General features: G+C 36.2%; 20 protein-coding genes. 7 read left to right on the top strand and 13 right to left on the bottom strand.

Translation table 11 applies throughout. The annotated features are described in order from the left end of the window. Positions 1–570: 570 nt before the first annotated feature. The 5 genes from yaaA to ACRDEC_RS10835 form a co-directional block, all read right to left on the bottom strand. A complete protein-coding gene (yaaA, locus tag ACRDEC_RS10855) occupies positions 571–1,329 on the bottom strand; it encodes a peroxide stress protein YaaA (RefSeq protein WP_431498363.1) in 759 nt (252 codons plus the stop codon). A 127-nt stretch (positions 1,330–1,456) separates the two neighbouring features. Further along, positions 1,457–2,014: a fasciclin domain-containing protein gene (locus ACRDEC_RS10850; protein WP_431498362.1), complete on the bottom strand. Its 558-nt coding sequence runs from the start codon at positions 2,012–2,014 to the stop codon at positions 1,457–1,459. A gap of 178 nt (positions 2,015–2,192) precedes the next feature. After that, positions 2,193–2,648, bottom strand: a complete 456-nt coding sequence (locus ACRDEC_RS10845) for a hypothetical protein (protein WP_431498361.1) — start codon at positions 2,646–2,648, stop codon at positions 2,193–2,195. Positions 2,649–2,747: 99 nt separating this feature from the next. Then, positions 2,748–5,153, bottom strand: coding sequence for an alpha-ketoacid dehydrogenase subunit alpha/beta (locus tag ACRDEC_RS10840; RefSeq protein WP_431498360.1), 2,406 nt, complete (start codon positions 5,151–5,153; stop codon positions 2,748–2,750). Between the two features lie 183 nt (positions 5,154–5,336). After that, positions 5,337–8,087 carry an aminopeptidase gene (locus tag ACRDEC_RS10835; RefSeq protein ID WP_431498359.1) on the bottom strand — a complete coding sequence of 917 codons (2,751 nt, stop codon included), beginning with the start codon at positions 8,085–8,087 and terminating at the stop codon, positions 5,337–5,339. Between the two features lie 324 nt (positions 8,088–8,411). Between ACRDEC_RS10835 and ACRDEC_RS10830 the strand changes: the two genes are divergently transcribed. Next, positions 8,412–10,361, top strand: coding sequence for an endonuclease (locus ACRDEC_RS10830; protein WP_431498358.1), 1,950 nt, complete (start codon positions 8,412–8,414; stop codon positions 10,359–10,361). Positions 10,362–10,419: 58 nt separating this feature from the next. Here the strand turns inward: ACRDEC_RS10830 and ACRDEC_RS10825 are convergent, their stop codons facing one another. Together ACRDEC_RS10825 and ACRDEC_RS10820 are read right to left on the bottom strand one after the other, a co-directional pair. Continuing rightward, positions 10,420–11,283: a bestrophin family protein gene (locus ACRDEC_RS10825; RefSeq protein ID WP_431498357.1), complete on the bottom strand. Its 864-nt coding sequence runs from the start codon at positions 11,281–11,283 to the stop codon at positions 10,420–10,422. Next, entirely contained in the window at positions 11,280–13,253 is a 1,974-nt protein-coding gene (locus ACRDEC_RS10820; RefSeq protein ID WP_431498356.1) for a KUP/HAK/KT family potassium transporter, read from the bottom strand. Before ACRDEC_RS10820 ends, ACRDEC_RS10825 begins: the two co-directional genes overlap by 4 nt. Positions 13,254–13,363: 110 nt before the next feature. Between ACRDEC_RS10820 and ACRDEC_RS10815 the strand changes: the two genes are divergently transcribed. After that, positions 13,364–14,419 (top strand): WD40/YVTN/BNR-like repeat-containing protein, encoded by a 1,056-nt coding sequence (locus ACRDEC_RS10815; RefSeq protein ID WP_431498355.1) that lies wholly within the window; start codon positions 13,364–13,366, stop codon positions 14,417–14,419. A gap of 23 nt (positions 14,420–14,442) precedes the next feature. Here ACRDEC_RS10815 and ACRDEC_RS10810 read toward each other — a convergent pair whose 3' ends face one another. The 3 genes from ACRDEC_RS10810 to ACRDEC_RS10800 are packed head-to-tail and all read right to left on the bottom strand — an operon-like array spanning position 14,443 to position 15,923. Next, positions 14,443–14,967 carry a sensor of ECF-type sigma factor gene (locus ACRDEC_RS10810; RefSeq protein WP_431498354.1) on the bottom strand — a complete coding sequence of 175 codons (525 nt, stop codon included), beginning with the start codon at positions 14,965–14,967 and terminating at the stop codon, positions 14,443–14,445. A gap of 1 nt (position 14,968) precedes the next feature. Continuing rightward, on the bottom strand, positions 14,969–15,349 hold the full coding sequence (locus tag ACRDEC_RS10805) for a hypothetical protein (RefSeq protein ID WP_431498353.1): 381 nt from the start codon (positions 15,347–15,349) through the stop codon (positions 14,969–14,971). Positions 15,350–15,380: 31 nt separating this feature from the next. After that, on the bottom strand, positions 15,381–15,923 hold the full coding sequence (locus tag ACRDEC_RS10800) for an RNA polymerase sigma factor (RefSeq protein ID WP_431498352.1): 543 nt from the start codon (positions 15,921–15,923) through the stop codon (positions 15,381–15,383). Between the two features lie 287 nt (positions 15,924–16,210). Between ACRDEC_RS10800 and ACRDEC_RS10795 the strand changes: the two genes are divergently transcribed. Beyond that, the gene (locus ACRDEC_RS10795; RefSeq protein ID WP_431498351.1) at positions 16,211–16,870 is read left to right on the top strand and encodes an HAD family hydrolase; all 660 of its coding nucleotides are present in this window, start codon (positions 16,211–16,213) and stop codon (positions 16,868–16,870) included. A 95-nt stretch (positions 16,871–16,965) separates the two neighbouring features. Beyond that, on the top strand, positions 16,966–17,169 hold the full coding sequence (locus tag ACRDEC_RS10790; protein ID WP_431498350.1) for a hypothetical protein: 204 nt from the start codon (positions 16,966–16,968) through the stop codon (positions 17,167–17,169). Positions 17,170–17,696: 527 nt separating this feature from the next. Here the strand turns inward: ACRDEC_RS10790 and ACRDEC_RS10785 are convergent. After that, a complete protein-coding gene (locus ACRDEC_RS10785) occupies positions 17,697–18,983 on the bottom strand; it encodes a cryptochrome/photolyase family protein (RefSeq protein ID WP_431498349.1) in 1,287 nt (428 codons plus the stop codon). A 110-nt stretch (positions 18,984–19,093) separates the two neighbouring features. On the opposite strand from ACRDEC_RS10785, the gene ACRDEC_RS10780 reads away from it, so the two are divergent. After that, positions 19,094–19,939 (top strand): DUF2911 domain-containing protein, encoded by an 846-nt coding sequence (locus ACRDEC_RS10780; protein ID WP_431498348.1) that lies wholly within the window; start codon positions 19,094–19,096, stop codon positions 19,937–19,939. A gap of 59 nt (positions 19,940–19,998) precedes the next feature. Here the strand turns inward: ACRDEC_RS10780 and recG are convergent, their stop codons facing one another. Next, positions 19,999–22,104, bottom strand: a complete 2,106-nt coding sequence (gene recG / locus ACRDEC_RS10775) for an ATP-dependent DNA helicase RecG (protein WP_431498347.1) — start codon at positions 22,102–22,104, stop codon at positions 19,999–20,001. Positions 22,105–22,359: 255 nt separating this feature from the next. Here recG and ACRDEC_RS10770 point away from each other — a divergent pair, with 255 nt between their 5' ends. Further along, positions 22,360–22,812: a MerC domain-containing protein gene (locus ACRDEC_RS10770; protein ID WP_431498346.1), complete on the top strand. Its 453-nt coding sequence runs from the start codon at positions 22,360–22,362 to the stop codon at positions 22,810–22,812. A 24-nt stretch (positions 22,813–22,836) separates the two neighbouring features. After that, positions 22,837–24,447: a tyrosinase family protein gene (locus ACRDEC_RS10765; RefSeq protein WP_431498345.1), complete on the top strand. Its 1,611-nt coding sequence runs from the start codon at positions 22,837–22,839 to the stop codon at positions 24,445–24,447. Between the two features lie 59 nt (positions 24,448–24,506). Here the strand turns inward: ACRDEC_RS10765 and ACRDEC_RS10760 are convergent, their stop codons facing one another. Beyond that, a complete protein-coding gene (locus ACRDEC_RS10760) occupies positions 24,507–25,202 on the bottom strand; it encodes an aspartyl/asparaginyl beta-hydroxylase domain-containing protein (RefSeq protein ID WP_431498344.1) in 696 nt (231 codons plus the stop codon). Between the last annotated feature and the right edge of the window lies 1 nt (position 25,203).

Here is a 25,203-nt window from a genome sequence, read left to right as displayed (position 1 = left end):
GATTTTTGAATGCTATATTGGGATATGAAAGACAAGTTAAAAACAGTTGTTGTTTAAGTAGTAGACGCTTTATTTTGATTTAGCGAAGGCTCTGTGTGATTATCGCAGGGCTTTTTTGTTTGTCTTTAATTTGGGTTAAAAAAACAGGTATAAACGCTATACATTGTTAATGATAAAAACAGTTTATTATGTGATTTTTTATTTTTTATAGAAAATAAAATGGGTTGTGTATCTTTGTGAGTTATACGACATTTTATCAAAATTAATTATAAATTTGTCTAAACTTTTGGGTTCAGTCTATTTTTTTTAGATGGGATTTTTTTTATTATGGCGTGCCCTCTTTCGTTCCTCTTTCGGTCGGTCTATCCGTTACAAGTCCTCGCAAGTTCCGTTGCACTTCACTTGCTGTGGGCTTTTCACTGCTATCCCTCACGCGAGCCTATCTTATAAAATATAAGTGTATTAAAAAGAGACTCAATCATTATTGGTATTTATACCTGATTGCAACTGGCAATCCCTTCTTAATATCACACGAGCATTGCGAACTGGCGTAGCAAATCTCACGCGGGCCTATCTTGTAAAAACCAATGTATTTCCTTTCGAAAGAGTCGCATCAAAACGATATCCTTCAGAATCGAAACCCTTTAAATCGTCTAAAGTTTGGCAATCGTTATCAATAATATAACGAACCATCATTCCTCGTGCTTTTTTGGCAAAAAACGAAATCATTTTCAGCTTTCCGTCTTTATAATCTTTAAATTCAGGTGTAATCACAGGAACTTTAAGCTTTTTTACATCAACTACAGAAAAATATTCGTTACTGGCCAAATTGATAAATAGTTCATTTTTTTTCAATTCTTTGTTTAAAGCATTGGTAACGATTTCTTTCCAAAAACCATATAGGTTTTTATGATCGCCAATTGGCAATTGTGTTCCCATTTCTAACCGATAAGCCTGCATTAAGTCTAAAGGTTTCAAAATTCCGTATTGCCCGGATAGAATTCGGAGTTGGCTTTGTAAAGCGGGTAGTTTTTCTTCAGGCATAGTATAAGCATCCAAGCCTAAATAAACATCTCCATTAAACGCATAAACAGCTGGTCTGGCATTTTCAGCAGTAAAAGGTGTTTTAAATTTTTTATTGCGTTGCCAATTCAGTTCTGCTAAATTTTCTGAAATATCCATCAATTCCGATAAATCTTTAGGTTTTAGCTTTTTTAAAACAGCAACAATTTCTTTAGTATGCTTTAAATAAGCCGGTTTTGAAAATTGATTGGTTGGCAAAACTTTTTCAAAGTCTAATGATTTGGCTGGGGATATTACTATTTTCATTACTTGATTTTAAATCGATTCATTATTGGTTTAACAAATATAATCATATCTGATAGTTCCATTATTTAAGAATAAAAAAAATCCCTTTTTATCGGGATTTTTTTTGTGAGATACATACGGCTGGATATTAGCTATGCATTATAACTGTATCAACAACATGAATAACGCCGTTTGATTGGTAAACATCAGCAATTGTTACCGTTGATTGATTACCTTTCTCGTCTGTTATAACTAATTTTTTTCCAACCATTTTGCACCAGATTTTTCCGCCTTGTACTGTTCTGAATTCTGCAGTTCCATTTCCGGCTTTGATTGCTGCAGCGATTGCTTTACTGTCCAATTTTCCTGCAACAACATGGTAAGTTAAAACACCTTGTAACATTCCTTTATTTTCAGGTTTTAATAAGGTTTCAACGGTTCCATTTGGTAATTTTTCAAATCCTGAATTTGTTGGGGCAAAAACGGTAAATGGTCCTTTTCCTGATAAAGTTTCAACTAAACCTCCAGTTTTTACCGCTGCTACTAATGTTGTATGGTCTTTTGAATTGACCGCATTCTCAATAATGTTTTTGGCCGGATACATTGGAGCTCCTCCAACAGTTACTGTTTTTTGAGCGTTTGCTGTTGAACCAAATACTAGTGCGATTCCTAGAATTGCAACTGATAAAATTTTTTGTGTTTTCATCTTTTATAATTTTTTTGTTATAAAGGGATTTACGCAATGATTTCAGTTATGGTTTTGAAATTAATTAATTTAACATTTATTTAAGAATTGTGATTTTTGATTTACTTCAATTGGGAATAAAAAAAATCGGGCAAATAACTTTGCCCGAATGGTATTATAATTGGAGGTTTATTGATTTTCATAAAGGTTTTGGTTTCACTTCTTTTGTAGAAATGGCCGATACTTTATTATCAGGATCTACTACAACGGTTAATTCACGCTTGAAATATTTTTTCTCGTAATTAATGTTATACCGGAAAATGTATTGGTTATTTATTTCATCATGCATTACATCAATCAGGTTTAAAGAGAGGAATCTTCCGTTTCGGATGTTTATTTTTTTGCATGTTGCCGATATTCTTTCAATGGTAGCATTCTGGATTACTTTCTCAGTCGCTTCTTCATTGGTAAATGGTTTGAAGCGGGAGGTATTACAGGTTTCCAGAAGTCTATGTCCCAAATCATACGCTCTGTTTTTCTTCACAGCTTCTACATCGCTTACATTTACAATCACAATCGACTTTTCAATTACAGCTTTCTTACTTTTACAGGAAAAGAGAAAAATTAGGCAAAATAATATAAGTATTCGTTTCATTTTCAAAGAGTTTGCTATTACTAACGCAAAAAAAACTATTTTATGTATAAAAAAACCGAACAAAATTATCTGTTCGGCTGTTTATAGGATCTATTATTTTTAATATAAATTCGGATATTTTACAGGGTTTACCTCATTCATCATGGCGTAAACTTTTTCAAAAATATCTTCAACAGATGGTTTTGAGAAATAATCACCATCCGTTCCATAAGCAGGACGATGTGCTTTTGAAGCTAATGTTTCAGGATTGCTGTCTAAATGTTTGTATCCTTTTTGCTCGTCAATAATCTGTTGTAAAATATAAGCAGAAGCACCTCCGGGAACATCTTCATCAATAACTAATAATCTGTTGGTTTTTGCAACTGATTTTACAATATCATGATTCACATCAAAAGGTAACAAAGATTGGATATCTATAATTTCAGCATCAATTCCGATTTCTAATAACTCTTTGGCTGCTTGTTCCACCAAACGCAATGTAGAACCATATGAAACTAAGGTAATATCATTTCCTTCTTTGATTGTTTCTACAACGCCAATCGGAGTTTTAAATTCACCTAAATTGGTTGGCATTTTTTCTTTCAAACGGTAACCATTCAAACACTCTACTACTAACGCAGGTTCATCCGTTTCTAATAAAGTATTATAAAATCCGGCAGCTTTTGTCATATTTCTTGGAACCAAAACATGGATTCCGCGAATAGCATTAATTATCATTCCCATTGGTGAACCCGAATGCCAGATTCCCTCCAAACGGTGCCCACGTGTTCTGATAATAAGCGGTGCTTTCTGACGACCCGCTGTTCTGTATTGTAATGTAGCCAAATCGTCGCTCATAATCTGGATGGCATACAACAGATAATCCAAATACTGGATTTCTGCAATTGGACGCAAACCTCTCATTGCCATTCCGATTCCCTGGCCTAAAATAGTAGCCTCGCGAATTCCGGCATCAGCAACACGAAGTTCGCCGTATTTTTCCTGCATGCCTTCCAAACCTTGGTTTACGTCACCAATATTTCCGGCATCTTCTCCAAAAATTAAGCTTTCAGGATATTTGGTAAAAATAGCATCGAAATTGTCACGCAAAACTAAACGAGCATCTACTTCTTCTGCAGTATCATCATAGGTTGGCAATATCTCTTTGGCAGAAAATACTGTTGCATCTGATTGTGAGAATAAGTGAGAACTGAATTTTGGCTGAATTTTTTCAGTATAAGCCGTAATCCAACTTGCTAATTGTGTTCTGCTGTTTTCTTCTTTTATAACTAAACGTAATACTTTACGAGCCGTTGTAATTATATCTTTTCGGATTGGCTCTTTTATTGATGCCAAATCACTCAAGTATTTTTCGATGAAAATTTTGTTTTCACTGGAATCAGCGATAGCAGTTAATAAAGCAACTAATTCCTGTTGTTCTGTTTTTGTAGGCTCTACAAAAGCGCTCCAGGCTGCTTTTTTCCCTTCTAAAACATCTTTTTTAGTTTGAGAGTCGATTTCATCTAACTCTTCGGCAGTTGCTAAATTGTTTTCGATTAACCAATTGCGCATTTGCAATAAACAGTCAAATTCAGCTTCCCAAGCCAGACGTTCTGCATTTTTATAGCGTTCGTGAGAACCTGATGTAGAGTGACCTTGTGGTTGTGTTAATTCCTGAACATGAATTAAAACAGGAACATGCTGTTCTCTGGCAATATCGGAAGCTTTTTGATAAGTTTCCACCAAAGTAGGATAATCCCAACCTTTAACAGTCATGATTTCATAACCATTGTTTTCTTCATCACGTTGAAAACCTTTCAGAATCTCTGAAATATTCTCTTTAGTAGTCTGGTATTTGGCATGAACCGAAATTCCGTATTCATCGTCCCAAACACTCATTACCATCGGAACTTGTAAAACACCGGCAGCATTGATGGTTTCAAAAAACAAACCTTCAGAAGTAGAAGCGTTACCGATAGTTCCCCAAGCTACTTCATTTCCTTCTTCAGAAAAATTAGTTTGATTGATGCCACCTACATTTCTATATATTTTTGATGCCTGAGCTAATCCTAATAAACGGGGCATTTGCCCGGCAGTAGGAGAGATGTCTGCACTTGAATTTTTTTGTTGCGTTAAGTTTTTCCAATCTCCGTTTTCGTCAAGGGAATGTGTAGCAAAATGGCCACCCATCTGACGTCCGGCACTCATAGGATCATGAGCTAAATCGGTATGACCGTAAAGACCTGCAAAAAACTGTTGAATAGTCATTTGTCCAATAGCCATCATAAAAGTCTGGTCACGGTAATATCCGGAACGGAAATCCCCGTTTTTAAAAGCTTTTGCCAATGCCAGTTGCGGAACTTCTTTTCCATCACCGAAAATTCCAAATTTTGCCTTGCCTGTAAGTACTTCTTTTCGGCCTAAAAGACTACATTCACGGCTGATGCGCGCAATTTTATAATCGTTTATCACTTCGGTTTTGAAATCTTCAAAAGTCAACGGCTGTTTTTCTTCAACTTGTGTCATAAAATTATCAATGTAATAAGTACAAATTTATATAAAAACTATATATGATGTACATCTATTGCGAAAAATATTTTTGAATTATATGTAATTTTGAGTTTGAATACTATGTTTTAATTGTTGATTTATTCTAAAAAATAAAAATTTAACAAATAAAATTCAATAAAAGATAAAATCCATCATGATTTAAAACCATTTTCTGGTAAAAAGACTGATTAAGGTTTTTGGTGTAAACGTAACAATGAAACGTACTTTTTCCTGGTAATTTTTTTGACCTAATTCAAAGCCATTGGTTGAATAAACCGGTAAAAAAAGCTCAAAATAATCAGGAACTAAATTAAGATGGATACCACTATCGTAAGCAAATTGAACTTTACGGGATTTGTTTTGGTAAAATCCGGCATCACCATATAATTCAATCCAATGCCAGATAGAAGAAGTCGCGTTCAAAGTGGTCATCCACTCGTTAGCAAAAGGATTGTCTAATTTTGATTTAAAACCACCTTCGGCAATAATAATCTGCTGTCTGAAAAATCCGGTGTTTTCTGAGCGCCCGTAAAAATTATAATCAAAAAGTATATCTTTAGGTCTGTCGAGTCCAAAAGCATAAATGGCCGGGTTATTATTGTACAAAAAGGCTCCTGCAAATAATCGTAATCCTAACTGGTAATTGTTTCGGAATAATTTTCTGTAAACTATTTCAGATGATGCTTTACCAAAATCTCCTGAAAAAGTAAAATCGGTTCCAAAACCAAAACCTTTTGCCATTTCGAAATTCTGGTACACATAACTGGCATCAAAAACGGAGTAATTCAGCGGTGTCTTATTATTAGGATTCAGTAAAGGTGAATCTTCTTTGTTTACGATTATTTCCCGCAATGTTATAAATTGCTTTTTATTGCTTCGTAAATCCAAATCCCTGAATTTGAACTGGATTGAAGGGATTATTTTTGAATAAGCAGCATCTTGAATATAATGAAAATAAGAAGCTCCCAATCCATAACGGATCCCGTACAACTTTTTATTTCGGATTTGCTGATTAAAAGAAAAAGCTACCAATCCTGTCAAAGAACTCGTGTTTGTCGAATAACTCGGACTGATGTTATAATAAAAAGGTTTTTCCAGAAAAGATTTATTCTTGAAATTAATTGAAATAATAGCACCATCATATAAGTTGTAGCCAACATCCGGAACATAAAATATCTGATTGTATTTAGGATCTTCCAAATCTTTTAGGAAATTGAATTTGATTGGCCGGTTTAAAGAGAAAAAACTTCGTAATGACTTATTGTTATTCCTTAAGTTAAACTCAGGAAATTCATTCCCTTGATTTAAAATCAATTTATCCGCGTAATTTCTAGGAAAAACCAAAGTAGTATCTGTTTCGATAGTATCAAGCCATTTTGTAAAAATAACTTTGTCATCTTTTATTCCTGTTAGTGTAACGGGGATAGTTTCTCTTGAATTCTTCAGAATTACTACAGATACAGCATCTTTTGTTTTCTCTTTTTTGCCAAATTTATAATCGATAATTGTATTCGAATAAATCAAATTTGGAAAGAACCAGTCAATGTTTTTTGTAGCATTCTTTTTTACAATGACCTCAAAATCTGCTGCATCTGTCTTTTTATCTTGGTTAAGGCTCAAAAATTCCCGAAAAGATTTCTCAACACCATCGTTTTCAAAGTATTTACTCAAATACATAAAACTCAATCCTGCCTTATATTTCCCGGCAATCTGCTCGTTAAACTTGATAAAAGTTTCTTTTGAATCACCAATTGGCTGGTCTAAGTTTTTTCGGGCCATCAATAAATATAAAAAATTATATTGCTGGTTAAAATCGGCATTGGCTATATGGTAGCTTTTGGATATTTTAAAAGAAGATAAATTGCCTAAAAGTCTCATTTCAGGATAATTGTCTTCAATATATTTCATCATGACATATACTTGAATGGCGTCAAAAATGTAACCGTCTTTGCGCAAGTCGATTTTCATTGACGACTTTAAGTAATTGTATAAATAGGCTTTTAAAAACTTGATTTCATATATGAATTCATCTGGAAAAGGACTTAAAAAGGCAGGAAGCTGATTCAATCCATAAAAGGGATTACGCTCGTAATCAACCTGGGAAACCATGATTTTACTTGTTGGTAATTTTCCCAGATTGGCAGATACATAATTAACAATTCTGTCAATAACTATCGCCTTTTGTATTCCGCTTAACCTCGAATCGGAAAGATTTGTCTCTACTTGAACCAGATCATTTGTAAAACTCTGGAAACTGGCTTTTGCTTCAATGGCAAGCTGAATTTCTGTGGTATTTTCTGTTTCAAAAGAAAATATCTTCTGATTTTCTGCTTCTGATTGTTTTAACAACCGAAGTCCGGAAGTGATGTCATATCTTTTCGGAACCGTAAAATCAATGTTTAGTTTCTGTATTGTTGCATTGGCAATATCTTCCAGATTTTCATTGCTGTATGTAGTGAATTCACCGTTTTCAGACATTCGGGCAACCGATAAAAAACAGTTTTTCAAATAATAATTACCTTTATCAAACCCAAAACGGGTAAATTTTGCATCAGGGATTTTTAATGTATATGACGACGTAATTGTTGTTGTCTGTCCTGGTTCTAAAGCAGTGTTTAAAGTTACCTCAATAACATCTGACTGGTTTTCTAACCGCGTCCAAGTAGCATCTGAAGCATTTATTAGCAATTTGTCAACGTCTGTTCTTCCTCTTTCTGATTCACTGGCCAAATGGAAACTTCTCACGAATTCGTCTGAAAACCGTTTGCCTAAACGGGAATGTTTATCTGAATAAGCATTGTTCCAGTCGTTGAGGATTATCTTGTTGATGGGTTGCTTCGAAGTGTTTGTAAAAAATATGGTTTGATTTACCTGCAACGAGCGGGTAATAGTGTCTAAAGCAACAGTCATCTGAATTTCCTGCTGCCCATAATTTTTTGTGATTATGAGGAAGAAAACAAATAAAAAAAAGGGTTTTATTGAAGAATTCAAGCCTTTAAAAATTAATTTAACTGCAATGTAACACAATTATAAACTTTATGAAATGCCAATTACTAATTTTAAGTAGATCTTAAATCTGATAAAACTCTTTTTTGTATATTTAATAATTATTAAATTATTGATTATTAACTAATTGTAAATTGGTTTTTGCTGTATTAAGGAAACGTCATTTTTTTTAAAAAACGTCCTTTCGTCATATAAAAATGATATATTGCTCTCCCTAAAATTAAGGACATGATAAAAAAAATACTTTGGTTTTTATTGTTCAGCAATATCGGATATTCTCAGGTTGTTATTAACGAGCTCGATTCTGACACACCATCAACAGATGATAAAGAATTTATTGAATTAAAAACGACTGTTCCCAATACATCTCTTAACGGATATGTCTTAGTCTTTTTTAACGGAGCAAATAATCTGAGCTATCTGACAATGGATTTAGACGGAATTATTACGAATTCCAACGGAATTGCCACAATCGGTGCAAGTCTGCTGTCACCTGTTCCCAACCGTTATTTTCCCTTTGACAGTGTGGTTCAAAACGGTCCGGATGGAGTAGGGCTGTATCTTGGAAACGGTTCGGATTTTCCAACGAATACACCGGCAACAATGACAAATCTGATTGACGCGTTAATTCACGAAACCAATGATGCCGATGCTACCGCTTTAATGACGGCACTGGGTGAAACCGTGTCTTACGACGAAGGAGCAACTTCTGCCTTGGCAACTTCACAATCTATTCAGCGAAAAACAGATGGAACCTATGAAGCCAAAACACCAACTCCCGGTGCAAACAATGACGGAAGCGGTGATATTTATAACGGAATTTTAATAAGCGTAAATACGGCTCATAAGAACGAAAATCAAAGTTTTGATATCACTTTTACTACACAGACAAATGTCACCAGCGACCTGAATTTTAATTTTACCTTAAACAACGGGACATTTACCGCAGCTGATTTTACGGGAAGTACTGCTGTTACAATTATTGCCGGACTAAACACTGCTACAAGAACTATTCAATTGGTTGATGATGTTTTGGATGAAGGAGATGAAGTGCTAAGTATTAAATTTGGTACAATTCCCTCAGGTTTTGTCAAAATGAATGACAATATCCAAATCCGGGTGATTGATAACGATTTTACTGTTGCAGCATGGGGAACACCTTTAAATCCTACACACGGAATAGTTGCAAACGCAAAACCTGCCGGCTATTATGATACTTTGGAAGGTTTATCCGGTGCTGCTTTAAGACAGGCTATTCAGGATATCATTGCGAATCCGTCTACCGTTAGGGCGCATAATTATGGTGATGTTGTTGATATTTTAAAGATAGCCGACCAGAATCCGGCCAATAGTAATCAGGTTTGGATGATGTATGTGGAATCACCAAGAGCCAAACTGGATTATCAGACAGGAAGCAGCAGTACAGGTACTTGGAACAGGGAACATATTTATTGTCAGTCACGCGGCGGTTTTACAGATGGTACATCTGGCACTGCTGATGGAATAAATGTTTGGATGCCAACCAATGCAAATGATATTTTATCAGGTCATGCAGATGCACATCATATAAGGGCTGAAGATGGTCCCGAAAACAGTTCCAGAAACGAAAGAAATTATGGTTCTGATTATAACGGACCAGTAGGAAATCAAGGGAGTTGGCACGGTGATGTGGCAAGAGCGGTTTTTTATATGTGTGTGAGATATAATGGTTTAGAGGTTGTCAACGGAAACCCTCCTCAAAACCCCGATGGTTTCATTGGAGATTTAGCTACATTACTAACGTGGAATGTTTCTGATCCTTCGGATGATTTTGAAATGAATAGAAATAATTATATCTATACCTGGCAATACAACCGAAATCCGTTTATTGATCACCCGGATTTAGCCGATCATATTTGGGGAACAAAAACAACGATTCCTTGGTCGGCAACATTATCTAACCCGGATTTTACCGAATCTAAAATTGTCTTGTATCCTAATCCGGCAAATGAGTACATTATGATTTCGGGATTGACTACGGATATTCCAATCGAAATTTATTCAATGACCGGGATTAAAGTGTATCAGGGAATATATAAAAACAACAGCCATCTGAACCTGAATTTAGCCGCAGGAATCTATTTGGTCAAGTTTTCTGAAGACAATAAATTGGTTACTAAAAAACTGATTATAAAGTAATAATTATTTTGTTTTAGTCAAACTAACTATAAAAAAGCCTCATTAACGTGAGGCTTTTTTATAGTATTTCTTCAATATTCTTTTTGATGGTTTCTGCAATTCTCGCTGTTGGTAAATCATTTTCATCATGCCCGAAAGGATCTTCAATTTCTTCGGCAATAAGCTCTAAACTGGCTAATACATAGAAAATAAAGATTACTACAGGAATCGTATAATTACCTATAAGGAACACATATCCGAAAGGCAGTGTCATCACATAAAAGAAAATAAACTTTTTCAAGAAAACACTGTAAGAAAAAGGGATAGGAGTGTTCTTTATTCTTTCACAAGCACCGCAGATATCTGTAAATGACAGTAACTCAGGATTGATATAAAGCAGTTGTTCTCCTGAAAGTTTGTTGGTCTTGTACAATTCATTGACTTTCTTCATCAACAATTTTGCTACCTGATTGGGCTTGTGCTTTTTATGATCTACATTGATATTGAATTCTTCGAATAGTTCCTGACTAATCTGCTCATTCTTAAGGTGAAGATTTAAAGTACTGGCATAATAAGGGATGATTTTCTTAAAAAACAGCTTGTCGTCTTTCTCCGTTAGAATAGAGTCAAGTTTCAATGCTAAATTCCTACTGTTATTTACTAAAGAACCCCATTGTTTTCTGCCTTCCCACCAACGGTCATAAGCTGTATTTGTTCTAAATACCAATAACAGCGAAATCACAAAACCAAGCATGCTGTGCATCACGGTTATGTTTTTTAAATTGGCATCTCCGGTCATTTTGAAAAAATCCAAAACAAGATAATCTACAATCCAGCAATAGACTGAAATGCCAATAATCAATGGGAATAGCGTTCTAAAAGTATCCGCTTTATGAAACCGGAAGATAAACGTAAACCATTCTTTTGGATTATAGGAAATCATGATTCTCTGTATACTCTTGTTAGTTCAATTTTCTCTGGTGCATGAAGTACCATTGGGAACATTTCAACCTTAACAGAACTGCTGTCTAAACCGAATGCTTTTTCTTCAGATAATGAGAATTTTCTAAAGAAGAAGTAGGTATTCATAATCAGCTTTTCATGCCAGTGCATAAAACTGTCATTCGAAAGGAATTTTTCTGATAAAACAAATTTAAAGTCCCCGATAATATTGTTTTTACTGAGCGATTCATAACGGCTCGTAATATCAACTTCACCGTTTTTAACCATATCCTTAATTACTTCTTTGAACATTAAATTAATTTTAGTGGGTTCTCTAAACCCTAAATTAAAATCTATTCTGTATAAGTCATCCTGGATGATTTCGGTTACTTTGTATTCTTTTTTATATGGTTCATTGGTTACATTCACATGGATAAACCAGTACAAATCCGCTCTTTTAGGACGTTTCTGTAAGATAGAATACATTACTTTTTCTTCAATTTCATCTACTCTGTTGGCATTGGTCATATACACCAAATGCGTCGCATACTTCGGGATAGATAAGTCAACACTTAATTCTGCCAATACTTTTTTGTAATTGTCAATTTTTACAATCTTAGTATAGTTCTTACTGATTTTCTTTGCAGTATGCCAGATAGTCATTATAAATATCAAGAAGGCAGCAATAATGATTGTCACATAACCGCCATGAGGAAATTTATCCAAACAGGCAATCAGAAAGCTAATTTCAATGGATAAATACAATAATATAATTGGAATAATGACGTAGGCCGGAGTTCTTTTTAAAACCATATAATACATCAGAAGTAGTGTAGTCATAATCATGCACAAAACGATTGCCAAACCGTAAGCGGCTTCCATTTTTCCTGATTCTTTAAAGTATAAAACAATACCGATACAACCGGCTAAAAGCAACCAGTTGATAGATGGAATATACAATTGTCCTTTAAGATCGGTAGGATATTTGATTTTAACTTTTGGCCAGAAGTTCAAACGCATGGCTTCATTTATTAAGGTAAATGAACCTGAAATCAATGCTTGTGAAGCAATTACCGCAGCCATTGTTGCAATTACAATTCCGAAAGGCTGAAACCAATCGGCCATAATCAGGTAAAAAGGATTGCCATTGTTGGCGTTGATGCTGTCCAAAGTCTGTCCTTCATGCTTGATTAGAAATGCACCTTGACCAAAATAGTTCAAAAGCAGCGCTACTTTTACAAAAACCCAGCTAAGTCGGATGTTTTTTCTTCCGCAGTGCCCCATATCAGAATACAATGCTTCTGCTCCGGTTGTACATAAAAATACAAAACCTAAAACATAAAAACCTTCCGGATGCACTTTCAGTAAGTGGTAAGCATAATAAGGATTAACAGCGCACAAAACATCTGTGTTATGTGTGATTTGGATTACTCCGAGAACAGCCAGCATACCGAACCAGATGGTCATCATAGGAGCAAAAAACTTTCCAACCAACTTGGTTCCAAATTGCTGGATTGTAAATAAAGCAACTAAAATTCCAATGACAATAGGAACTGTATTAATATCTGGAAAATAAATCCTAACTCCTTCAACTGCTGAAGAAACAGAAATGGGAGGAGTAATAATACCGTCTGCTAATAAAGCACTTCCGCCTATAATAGCCGGAATAATGAGCCATTTGACTTTTGTCCTTTTTACCAGGGCATAAAGAGCAAAAATACCGCCTTCACCGTTGTTATCCGCTGAAAGGGTAATAATAACATATTTTAAAGTAGTTTGTAATGTAAGCGTCCAAAAGATAGCTGAAATACCTCCTAAAACAACATCTGCATTAATTCCGTGTGTGCCAATAATAGCTCTCATTACATATAAAGGCGAAGTACCAATATCTCCGTAAATGATTCCCAGTGTGATTAATATCCCTCCAAGCGTGTATTTACTGTGAAGATCTTGATGTGATGAAGCACTCATGTTTCTATTATTTAAAAAGGAGTCAAAATTAAAATATTTAATTCGATTTGATTCTGTTTTTTACTAAAATTTATACAAAAATATGTACTTTGGAATCTTAAATTTTATGTATGAGAAAAATGATTTTTATCATGTTGATTATTAGTGTTTTAGGTTCTTGTAAAGCGAATAAAGCGGTAATTCAGAATCCGGTATATTCTAAAATTGAAGTAGACACTTTATGGAACGGAAAAATAAGCTGCAGGGCTTTGTCAATTGACACAGATAAAGTCTGGTACGCGGGAAATAATGGTAGTTACGGATACCTTTCTTTGTCTTCTGAAGCTAATTTTAACGGAACGCTAGCCAGAGAAAGCAAAAAGCTTGAGTTTAGAAGTATTGCACAGACCACAAAATATGTTTTTATTTTATCAGTTGAGAATCCGGCACTGTTATATCGGATTAGTAAAGAAGACTCACAGGTAAAATTGGTTTACGAAGAGCATCATGAAAAAGTATTTTATGACAGTATGCAGTTCTTTAATGATTCAGAAGGAATTGCGATAGGGGATCCGACTGAAAACTGTCCGTCAATTATAAAAACAGCTGATGGTGGAGCAACCTGGCAAAAGATTCCTTGTAATGCATTGCCGGAATTGGCTGATGGAGAAGCTTTTTTTGCGGCAAGTAATACGAACTTAATTAGTAAAGGGAACAAAGTCTGGTTGGTTTCAGGAGGAAAAAAGGCAAGGGTTTTTTATTCTGGTGATAAAGGAAATACTTGGGAAGCTTACGAAACACCTATTGTACAAGGCGGTACAATGACTGGTATATTTACAGCTGATTTTTATGATGAATCAATAGGGATGATTGCCGGGGGAAATTATGAAAAACCAGAACAGAACTTCCAAAATAAAGCGATAACCTTCAATGGGGGTAAAACCTGGGCGTTAGTTGCCGAAAATCAAGATTTTGGTTATGCTTCCTGCGTGCAGTTTTTTCCGGATAGTCAGGGTAAGGCTATCATTTCGGTGGGAGCTACAGGCATTTTTTATTCCAATGACAGCGGATCAGTATGGTATAAATTATCGGATGATAAAGATTTTCTGACCCTTAGATTTATCAATAAAAATACAGCTGTTGCGGCAGGAAAGAACAGAATTGTAAAAATCACATTCAAAGAATAAGCCGCTTATAAAGCGGCTCAATATTAATTTCGGAAGCGTTTGTTGCGATTTTTCATCTGCTGAAGCAGTTTGTTCTTGAACTCGATCTCCAGTTGTTTCAGCATCAAGATCTTCTGATTGGGGATGATACCCTGCAGGTCTTTGGCGAGCTGGCGTCTGTTGTTCTGGATTTCTGTTTCCAGTTGCTCATCCTGTTCCATTAATTTTGCGGTTTCCTTATCTGTTAAAGCGGAAATGTTTTCATGACGAAGCTTAAATAACAGTTGTTTTTTCTGGCGCTGTAATTCCATCTGTTTGTCATCGAACTGATTGAAGACGGGCCAGAATTTTTGAGCTTCTTCTGTTGATAAGTCTAATTTATCAGAGATAAATGCGATGCGTAATGCTTTAATACGCTCCACACGCTTGTCTGTATTTTGTGCAAAAACCCCACAGGACAATACCAGCAGTAATAGCGGGATTATTTTTTTTCCTGACAGTAGAGTACTATTGTTTTTGTATTGTTTTGCTTGTTGGCAAAAGTGTACATCGTGAATCTTGAGTTTCATTTTAGTTTAAATATTCGTTGATATAGGTTTCGGATTCCGTATGGTATAAATCCAGAGCGCTTTCTACAGTTGTTATGTCTTCATCAGATAACAACATGGCAATATCTTCGGTAGTTACATCATTCTCGTAAGCGAGGTATTCCTGTACTGAGTTGGTATTTTCGACGTTGTTTTGTGCGAAATACATCCAGGTTCCAATGGTAATCAGAAATACGGCCGCAGCACTTGAAATCCAAACTGATTTGCGTTGCCATAACGGAACCACCTTTGTTTCTTTAGGAAGACGGTCCATCATCGTATGCTCAAACTGCTCAAAATAATGCTCAGGGATCTTAAATCCTGGCGTTATTTTGGGTTCGTTATCTAAATCAAATTGTTTCATATTGGGTAAGACAAAATTAATAGTAAAAGGTTTAATTGGTATGTAAAAAATCCTGAATCTTTTTGACAGCGTGAAAGTAAGAGGCTTTTAAAGCCCCTACGGAAGTACCTAAAGCCTCGCTTATTTCTTCGTATTTCAGTTCTTCGAAATATTTCATTTTGAAGACAAGCTGTTGTTTTTCAGGCAGGAGCGAAATGGCTTTCTGTAATTTCAATTGAATTTCATTCCCATCAAAATAGACATCACTTTCCAGTTTATTGATGGCCTTTTGCTGTACTTCTTCGTTTGAGATTCCCTGCTTCTTGGCACGTTGCTGCATAAAAGTGATGGCTTCATTGGTTGCGATTCGGTACATCCAAGAAAAAAGTTTACTGTCACCTTTAAAATTGTTCAGGTTAGAATACACCTTGATAAATGTATTCTGCAGTACATCATCGGTATCGTCGTGGTTTAAAACCATATTCCGGATGTGATTGTACAATGGTTTTTGGTACAATTGCAGCAGTTTCCTGAAGGCTACATTTTGTGTTTCAGGGTGTAATAATTCGGATATAAAAGCTTTCTCGTCCTGCAAAGGTGAATAGTATTTTAGGATAAGACTAAAGATATTGAAAAAGGTTTAATAACGGAAATTGTTTTTTGCAGCAAGTATTTCAGAGGCAGAAGAGTATATTACAAGAGTCTTGTGTAAGGTATTCATATTATAACAGTACTATAACAGTACTATAACAGTGCTATAACAGTGCTATATCTATGAAGTAAATAGCATTGGTTATATACTAAAAGAGAACTCATTTAAGTTTTTAGGAATAGTAAAAAAGATAGTAACTTAGCCACTTTACAACACAGAACTTAGAAAAAATGATTAAAACTGTAATTTTTGATATGGATGGGGTTATTGTGGATACAGAACCTGTTCATCATTATGCTTACCGCCAGCATTTTAAAGAATTGAATATTGATGTTTCTGATGAAATGTATGCTACGCTTACCGGAAATTCTACCCGAAATGTTTTTCAGAAATTAAAAGAAAATTTCAATCTTTCGCATGATGTTGAAGCATTGATTTTGCGGAAACGGCATTTGTTTAATGAAGCTTTCGATACCAAGCCTGATTTAGAATTAATAGCAGGTGTTCTTCCGTTAATTCAGGATTTGCATTCGAATGGAATGCAGTTAATTTTAGCTTCGTCAGCATCGAAAAGTACCATAAGCAGGGTTTTTAACCGTTTTAACTTGCACCAGTACTTTACGGATACGGTGAGTGGGGAGGATTTCCCGAAATCAAAACCGCATCCTGCTATTTTCTTGCACGCGGCTTCTTTGTCTGTAGCTCCAAAATCTTCCTGTGTTGTGATTGAGGACAGCACCAATGGGATTGCAGCGGCCAAAGCGGCAGGTATTTTTTGCATTGGGTACCACAGCGAAAACTCGAAAGATCAGGATTTATCGCAGGCAGATTTTTTGATTGATGATTTTAGTGGGTTTGGGTTTGAGGAGTTGATGGGTTTTGGGGTGTGAAGATATCTGAAATTAGCCGAACAATTTGACAAAATTTATGAGGGGCAAAAATGAAGGAATAGGCTCATTTTTATTTATAACTAAAACCAATTGGAATGACAATTTTATTATACTTATTAGGGATAGCAACAGCTTTTTTTGGGATATTTTATATGACAAAGCATAAAAAGAAATTATCTAATGAAAATCTTGTTGAATTTGAGAGAAGCATCAAGCCAAAACTTATAAAATTTTTATTCCTTTCCTTTATTCCAATACTTCTGATTTGTGCTTATCTGATAAGCAGCCCTGAAAAATAGATATCCGTTATTTTATTTACGGAGGCTTGATATCGGTTATACTGACTGTTTTTGATTATATCCAATCAAAATGAATAATCAATCAATCACAAAATGGGGTACATTTCAAATATGCGTTAAACTATTTTATTTTTATGTGCATCGGGCTATTGTTTATTCTGGCGGCATCAGTTTATGCATTAAAAGAATATTTGGTTTATTAATTACAATAAACCGATAGCACAGATTTACTTCATCAGTTCGACTAAAGCCTCGGGTGTAATCTGTACCCGCTACAACAAGCAAAAGAAACCTAATCTTCAACAATTAGATTTTTTTATACCTTCTCACAATTCCTACTAAATGGAAAATGTTAATTGTTTTTTCAATCTGTGGCAAAAAAAATAATTGTGCAAGTTTTGCCACAACTTTTGTGGCAAAAAAATAATTTCAGAAAGAATTGCCACAACTTTTGTGGCAAAAAAAATATTTTAAAAAAATTGACACAAAACAGTATAACGGATTTTTTTAAAATGCCTTATATTTCTTTATCCCAAGACTTCCTTATACACCTTCAAACACTTTTCTCTAGCCTCTTTATGGTCAACAATTGGAGCAGGATAATCAGGAGTTTCTAATTCAGGAATCCATTTTTTGATGTAGTGTAGGTTCTTGTCAAATTTCTTGATTTGTTCCGTAGGGTTAAAAATACGGAAGTAAGGAGCGGCATCTACTCCCGAACCTGCAGCCCATTGCCAGTTCCCAACGTTGCTGGCCTGTTCGTAATCGAGCAGTTTGGTGGCAAAATACGTTTCGCCCCAGCGCCAGTCAATGAGCAGGTGCTTGCAAAGAAAACTGGCTATAATCATTCGGACCCGGTTATGCATATGGCCCGTGGCGTTTAGTTCGCGCATTCCGGCATCGACAAAAGGGTAGCCGGTTTTGCCTTCGCACCATTTTTTGAACAGCACTTCGTTATTATCCCAGGCAATGGCATCGTAGGGCTCTTTGAAGCTCTTGGTGGCCGTATGCGGGAAATGCCATAGGATTTGCATAAAAAATTCGCGCCAGATGAGTTCTTTAAGGAAAACAGGGTTGATGCTTTCGGCTGCTTTGGTAATTATTTTTCGGATGGAAACCGCGCCAAACCTTAAATGGACTCCTAACATAGAAGTCCCGGATTGGGCAGGATAATCCCTAGTACTTTCGTAATGGTCGATTAATGCCGAAGTGACTGTGTAGGGTGTTACTGTAATTGGGGAAATCTCAAAACCAATAGCTTCCAGGCTTAAAAAAGGGTAGGAATGAAGGGTTATCTTTCCCAGTTTATTTTCAGAAGGATAGTTATGGATTTTAATTTTATAGAAATTTTCCCGCCACTTATTCGCGTAAGGCGTAAAAACTACATACGGTTTGCCGTCTTCCTTAGTCACATCGCTTTTTTCGAAAATAACCTGATCCTTGCTGGTCTTGAATGCAATGTTGCTGTCTGCAAAAAACCGATACAATTCCAAATCCCTTTTTCGGGCATAAGGCTCATAATCATGGTTGGTATAAACGGTATCGATTTTATTTTCGACGATGATCTTTTGGAATATTTCCAGTGGCTTTCCGTAGAAAACCGCTAATGATTTGCCTTTTTGCTGCAATTGCTCCTGCATCCCGGTGAGCAATTGGTGGATAAAAGTGACTCTGGCGTCGTCTTTGGGCAGTTGGGAAAGTATTGTGTCATCAAAAATAAAAATAGGCAACACTTCGGCATTATCCTGTAAGGCATGAAACAGCCCTGCATTGTCATCCAATCGTAAATCGCGGCGAAACCAAAAGATATTCATATTTTAAAAGTATGCAGAAATGTAAAGGTATAAACTTTGTTTTATAGTTTTCTTAACAATTGATATCAGTTTGAAATTTTATCTTTGGGAAAACAAATTTATATAGAAAGATGGGAAAAATAATCGTTGCATTAGCTCTTATAGCGGCTTCTTTTACAATTGAAGCACAAGTTAAAATTCCACAGGCTAGTCCTAAATCAACTGTAATTCAAACAGTTGGATTAACAGATATTGAAATTGATTACCATCGCCCAAGTGCCAAAGGGAGAGTTGTTTTTGGAGATTTGGTTCCTTTTGGAAAGATATGGAGAACGGGAGCGAATGAGAATACGACTATTTCTTTCAGCGATGATGTTGTTATAAAAGATGTTGTATTAAAAAAAGGAAAATACGCCATTTATACCCTGCCAAAAGCAGACAGCTGGGATGTGATATTTTATGCCACTACTGACAATTGGGGGAATCCTGAAATATGGGATGATGCAAAAGTAGTTTTGAAAGTAAATACCAAAACAGAGATTTTAAACAGAAATGTAGAGACTTTTACTATTGGAATTAACAATACGGATAATAACTTTGCTACTTTGGAATTGTCATGGGAAAAGACCTTAGTGGCTGTAAAATTTGAAGTTCCAACACAAAAAGTGGCTTTGGCAAGCATTGACAAAACATTAGCGGGCCCATCAGCAGGAGACTATTTTTCGGCTGCGCAATATTATTTCCAGTCTAATGGAGATTTGAGTAAGGCGTTAACGTATGTAAATAAAGCGTATGAGCTGAATGAGAAAAAACCGTATTGGTATACTCGTCTGAAATCACAAATCCAGGCAAAATTAGGAGATAAAAAAGGCGCTATAGAAACGGCTAAAATTTCTTTAGTCGGAGCACAAACGGCTAAAAATGACGATTACGTAAAAATGAACCAGGACAGCATTGCCGAATGGTCTAAAAAATAAGAATATCGGTAGATATAATTAAAAAATCCCGCTTACTGATACGATGTGAGCGGGATTTTTCAGCTAATATAATTCCAGATATTCTTCTTCTTGGATACTTCTATAAAGACTTTACGCAACGTTTGATGTTCCGGCCGTTCCATAGCGGCATCTTCTTTTAGTAATTTCATGGCATGGTGTCTTGCCAAGAGCAGGATATCCTTATCCTTAATCAAATCGGCAATCTGGAGGTTCAGAACACCACTTTGTTGTTTCCCCATAATATCTCCCGGTCCGCGGAGTTTTAAATCAACCTCAGCAATTTCGAAACCATCATTGGTGCCAACCATGGTTTCCATTCTTGTCTTGGAATCATTGCCTAGTTTTTGCCCGGTCATTAAAATACAATAACTCTGTTCGGCACCACGGCCTACACGGCCTCGCAGCTGGTGCAATTGCGATAGACCAAAACGTTCTGCACTTTCGATAATCATTACACTGGCATTAGGTACATTGACGCCTACTTCTATGACGGTTGTAGCCACCATTATGTTTGTTTTCCCTTCTGAAAAGCGTTTCATTTCGGCGTCTTTTTCCGCTGGTTTCATTTTCCCGTGAACTATGGAAACAGCATACTGTGGTAAAGGAAAATCACGTGAAATCCCTTCGTATCCATCCATAAGGTCTTTATAATCCATTTTTTCAGATTCCTGTATTAACGGATACACGATATAGATTTGTCTGCCTTTGGCAATTTCATCTTTTAGGAATTTCCAGACTTTGAGTCGGTTGCTGTCATAACGATGAACCGTTTGGATGGGTTTTCTTCCCGGAGGCAATTCGTCAATTACGGAAATATCCAAATCACCATAGAGGCTCATCGCCAGTGTTCTTGGAATTGGGGTTGCTGTCATCACCAAAACGTGTGGAGGAACTTCATTCTTTTTCCACAATTTGCTTCGCTGCTCTACTCCAAAACGATGCTGTTCATCAATGATAGCCAATCCTAAATTCTTAAATTTTACTTTGTCTTCGAGTAAAGCATGCGTGCCAATTAAAATATCGAGACTCCCATTTTCCAACGCTTCATGGATGCTGTTCCTTTCTTTGGTTTTGGTAGAACCTGTGAGCAGTTTTATATTTAAATTGAGATGCTTTGCCAATTCTGTAATGCCGTAAAAATGCTGATTGGCCAGAATCTCTGTTGGTGCCATCAGACAAGATTGAAACCCGTTATCAAGAGCCAAAAGCATACTCATTAAAGCGACAATGGTTTTACCAGAACCCACATCACCCTGCAAAAGACGATTCATTTGGGCATTGCTTCCCAAATCATTGCGGATTTCCCGCAGCACTTTTTTTTGTGCATTGGTAAGATCAAAGGGCAAGTGATTGTTGTAAAATTCAGTAAAATTGGGACCTACTTTGTCAAAAGGATGCCCTTTTATTTTGTGTTTTCTGATTAGGTTTTTGGTAATGAGCTGCAACTGGATAAAAAACAATTCTTCAAATTTCAGCCGAAATTGGGCTTTGGCCAAAAGATCCTGACTTTTCGGAAAATGGATATTAAATAACGCGGTATTTTTTGGGATCAGTTTTAATTCTTCCAGTAAATAGCCGGGTAATGTTTCGGTAAAAAGGGCATGTGTTTCAGTAAATAACTGCTGCATCATCTTATTGATGACTTTGTTTGTGATACCTCTTTGTGTTAGTTTTTCTGTGGATGGATACACAGGCTGCATGGCCGAACGTAAACCCTGTTCGTGTTCTGTGAGCAATTCCATTTCCGGATGCGCCATATTGAACACATTGTTGAAGGAAGATGTTTTTCCGAAAATTACATAAGGAACGTTTAGTTTTAAGCTCTCCCGAACCCATTTCTGTCCCTGGAACCAAACCAATTCCATTTGGCCTGTACTATCGACGAAAGTTGCTACCAAACGGCTTTTGCCTTTAGCGAATTCTACGGTTTTGATCGTAATTACTTTTCCAATCACCTGAACTTCGGCGGCTGTATTTTGCAATTCATTGATTTTATAATACCGGGTCCTGTCGATATAACGGTTTGGGTATAAATTAATCAAATCAGCATATCTGAAAATGCCCATCTCCTTACGCAGTAAATCCCCGCGTTGAGGACCAACACCTTTTAAGTATTCTATAGGAGTTTCGAGAAGGTTGTTCATTGTTGTGAAATCAGATATTCATTGATTTGAAATTAAGCGAAGATAAACTTTTATAAAAAAAATTAAAAGCCAAGAGCGAAATATATATTGAATTTGTGAATTACTTCGGTATGAATTTCCGTGTGATTTTTCCTAATGTACGAAGATAATAATTAAAAAACACGTAAAAATACCTGTAAGTATTTTCTTAATTAGTTATATTTTTATTAAAAAGTACAGCTATTTATTACGAATAGCCAAAAAAAGTGATACGGTATGAAAAATTCAAGCGAGAAGACAACCTGCAATTGCCAATCGAATGCCTGTCCCAATGTTGATAGGAATGCTTCTTCAGCAGTGAAGAAAACATTCAGATCAATACCTTCTATACTCATGAGTATTCTGGTGGCTTTTTTTCCAAAATGCCCTTTATGCTGGGCTGTTTACATGAGTATGCTGGGCAGTTTCGGTTTGGCTAAAATTCCTTTTATGTGGTGGTTACTGCCAGTTTTTACACTCTTTCTTGCAGTGCATTTATGGATGCTTTTCAGACGTATTCCTGAGAAGGGATATGGGCCTTTTGTATTCAGCGTGATAGGGTTTACCGTATTGCTTTTCGGGAAATTAGCGCATTTGGATTCGGAATGGCTATCAGTTACAGGCATGCTCTTTATTGCCACCGGATCCTTTTGGAACAGTTTTACCGCCAATAAATTGCAGACACTTTAAAAATAAAACCAATATACATATACCATGGCAACACAAAAACAAGTAAGAGTAAGAAGGTCATTGCATGATTTGCAAAAAGACTATGAAAATGGGGATACAAAACAATTAGAAGATCTGATGAGAGCCTGGAAAGGAATCAAGGAGCTTCCGGCAGACGACCAGCATTCTTTTTTCATGATTGGAGGATTTCACGGAGAGCCGTTCAGAGGAGCAGGCTGGGGGAATGGTTCCTATTGGGGAGGCTATTGCAATCACGGGAACGTATTGTTTCCAACATGGCACAGAGCGTATCTTGTGCGATTGGAAGAAGCGCTGCAAAGTATTAAAGGTTGCGAAGATGTAATGGTACCGTTTTGGGATGAAACCAATGAAGAATCTCTTACAAAGGGAATTCCGTGGTCTTTAACCAATGAAAAATTCAATCTTGACGGTGTTGAAATAGACAATCCTTTGCGTTCTTTCACATTCCCTAAAAATATTGTAGACAATGTCAATCAGGATCCGGTGAATTATTCCAAACCAAAAGGATATGAGACGGTGCGTTATCCGCTGTCCGGGTTGGTAGGGCCTAATGACATCAAGAAAACAGAAAGACATAATGCGAGGTTTCCTGATTATAATAAGAACGTTGCCATATTGAATAACAATGTCATCAATTGGCTGAACTCTTATATCATAGTTAAATTAAAAAAAATACCGACCAATGTGCATCAGAAATTTATTGACAGTTTAGAGGCGCCCAACTTTACTGTTTTTTCCAATACGACTTCATCAGCAGAATGGAATGATAATCTGGAAGAAGGTAAAAGTCCGGTTGTTCCTTTGGAATCGCCACATAACAGTATTCACCTTGCCGTTGGAGGCTGTGATATTCCAACTTACGACCGTTCTCCAATTCGGGGAGCCAATGGTGATATGGGAGAAAATGACACGGCTGGATTAGATCCTATTTTTTTCTTTCATCATTGTAATGTAGACCGTGTATTCTGGTTGTGGCAAAAGAAGCACGGAAATACGGACAAGCTTGAAATTATAGCCGAATACCCTGGAACCAATACGGTTGACAGTCAGGGACCAACGCCTGGTGTAGCTCCGAATTCCTGGCTGACAATGGAAAGTCCTTTGAGCCCGTTTAAGTTTAATGATAATGGTGTAGATCGCGCGTACACTTCATTGGATTGTATTAATATAGAGAGCCAGTTGGGTTATACTTATGGAAAAGGGTCGTTGGATGAATATGCAGCACCATCCTTTGCCGCTAAAAAACAAGAGGATAATGCGGATTCCAAAGTATTGAAAATATCTAAAATCAACAGAAGCAGTATTAACGGTTCTTTTATGATTAATGCTTTTGCCATGATTGACGGTAAAAAAGAACTGATAGGAACTGAAGCGGTTTTAAGCCGTTGGAGTGTCCAATCTTGCTCCAACTGTCAAACACATATTGAAGTGAAAGCCTTTTTTGAGCTGCCACAACTGGAAAGGAAATTATTGAAGGGAATTCAAAGCCAGGAAAGCCCAGAGGTAATTGTTGAAGTAAATGGTCATGATGATTTGTTAATGAGCAATGAATCAACAACCATGCTGAAAACAACAACAACGGCCACTCCAAGTTTTAGAGTAGAAATACTATAATCACAGTATTTATAATTTGTCTGGAAGAGATAGTAAGGGTTACTTTATTATCTCTTTTTTTATGTGTTTTTAAGATTTGCGATAATTTCGCGAACGGCAGGATTGTCCATTCTCTCCAGTTCTTCTATCATCCGAAGTTTTTCACTTTCTTTTAATTTAGGAACTGGTTTTATGAAGTGCTCCTGATTGACTTCTTTAAAAAACAAAGCATCGGTCCATTCGTTGCGGATTCCGTCAATAACCAGATGAATTCTGTCTGCAGTGCCTCTGTTAGCTACCGAATGTGTAAAATTAGCATCAATATACCAACATTCCCCTTCATTCATAACCAACCTATTCCCATCTAAAATAAATTCGACTTCGCTATTGGTCACTAAGGGAATATGCAAACGAAAAGAACCATCTTCATAACCAAGGCAATAATCTTTATGAGGTTTTATTTCAGCACCGGCGGCTAATTGAAGCAGGCGGACGGCTGTTTTTTCAAACAGGAAGCCTTCGAGTATCTCTTTGAAATAATCGCAGGAGCTTAAAATTTCGGTATAAATAATTTCTTCTCCTCCCGTATTTAAAGCATAAATAGTATCGGATTTTCCATCAACAGACATGAGGGCAATAGAAGTCCATTTCCCGTTATAATCATTAGTGTTGTAATGGTCTGTCCAGTTTTTGTTTATTACTTTCGAGAGATCGTTTTTTAATCGCTCCAGATTGAAAGCAAAAGGAAATTTGATTGAGCGTACTAATTCTTCCATA

Source organism: Flavobacterium sp., assembly GCF_050696275.1.
GTDB lineage: Bacteria > Bacteroidota > Bacteroidia > Flavobacteriales > Flavobacteriaceae > Flavobacterium.
The sequence above is the reverse complement of the archived record's forward strand: the minus strand, read 5'-3'. Positions and strand labels throughout refer to the sequence as shown.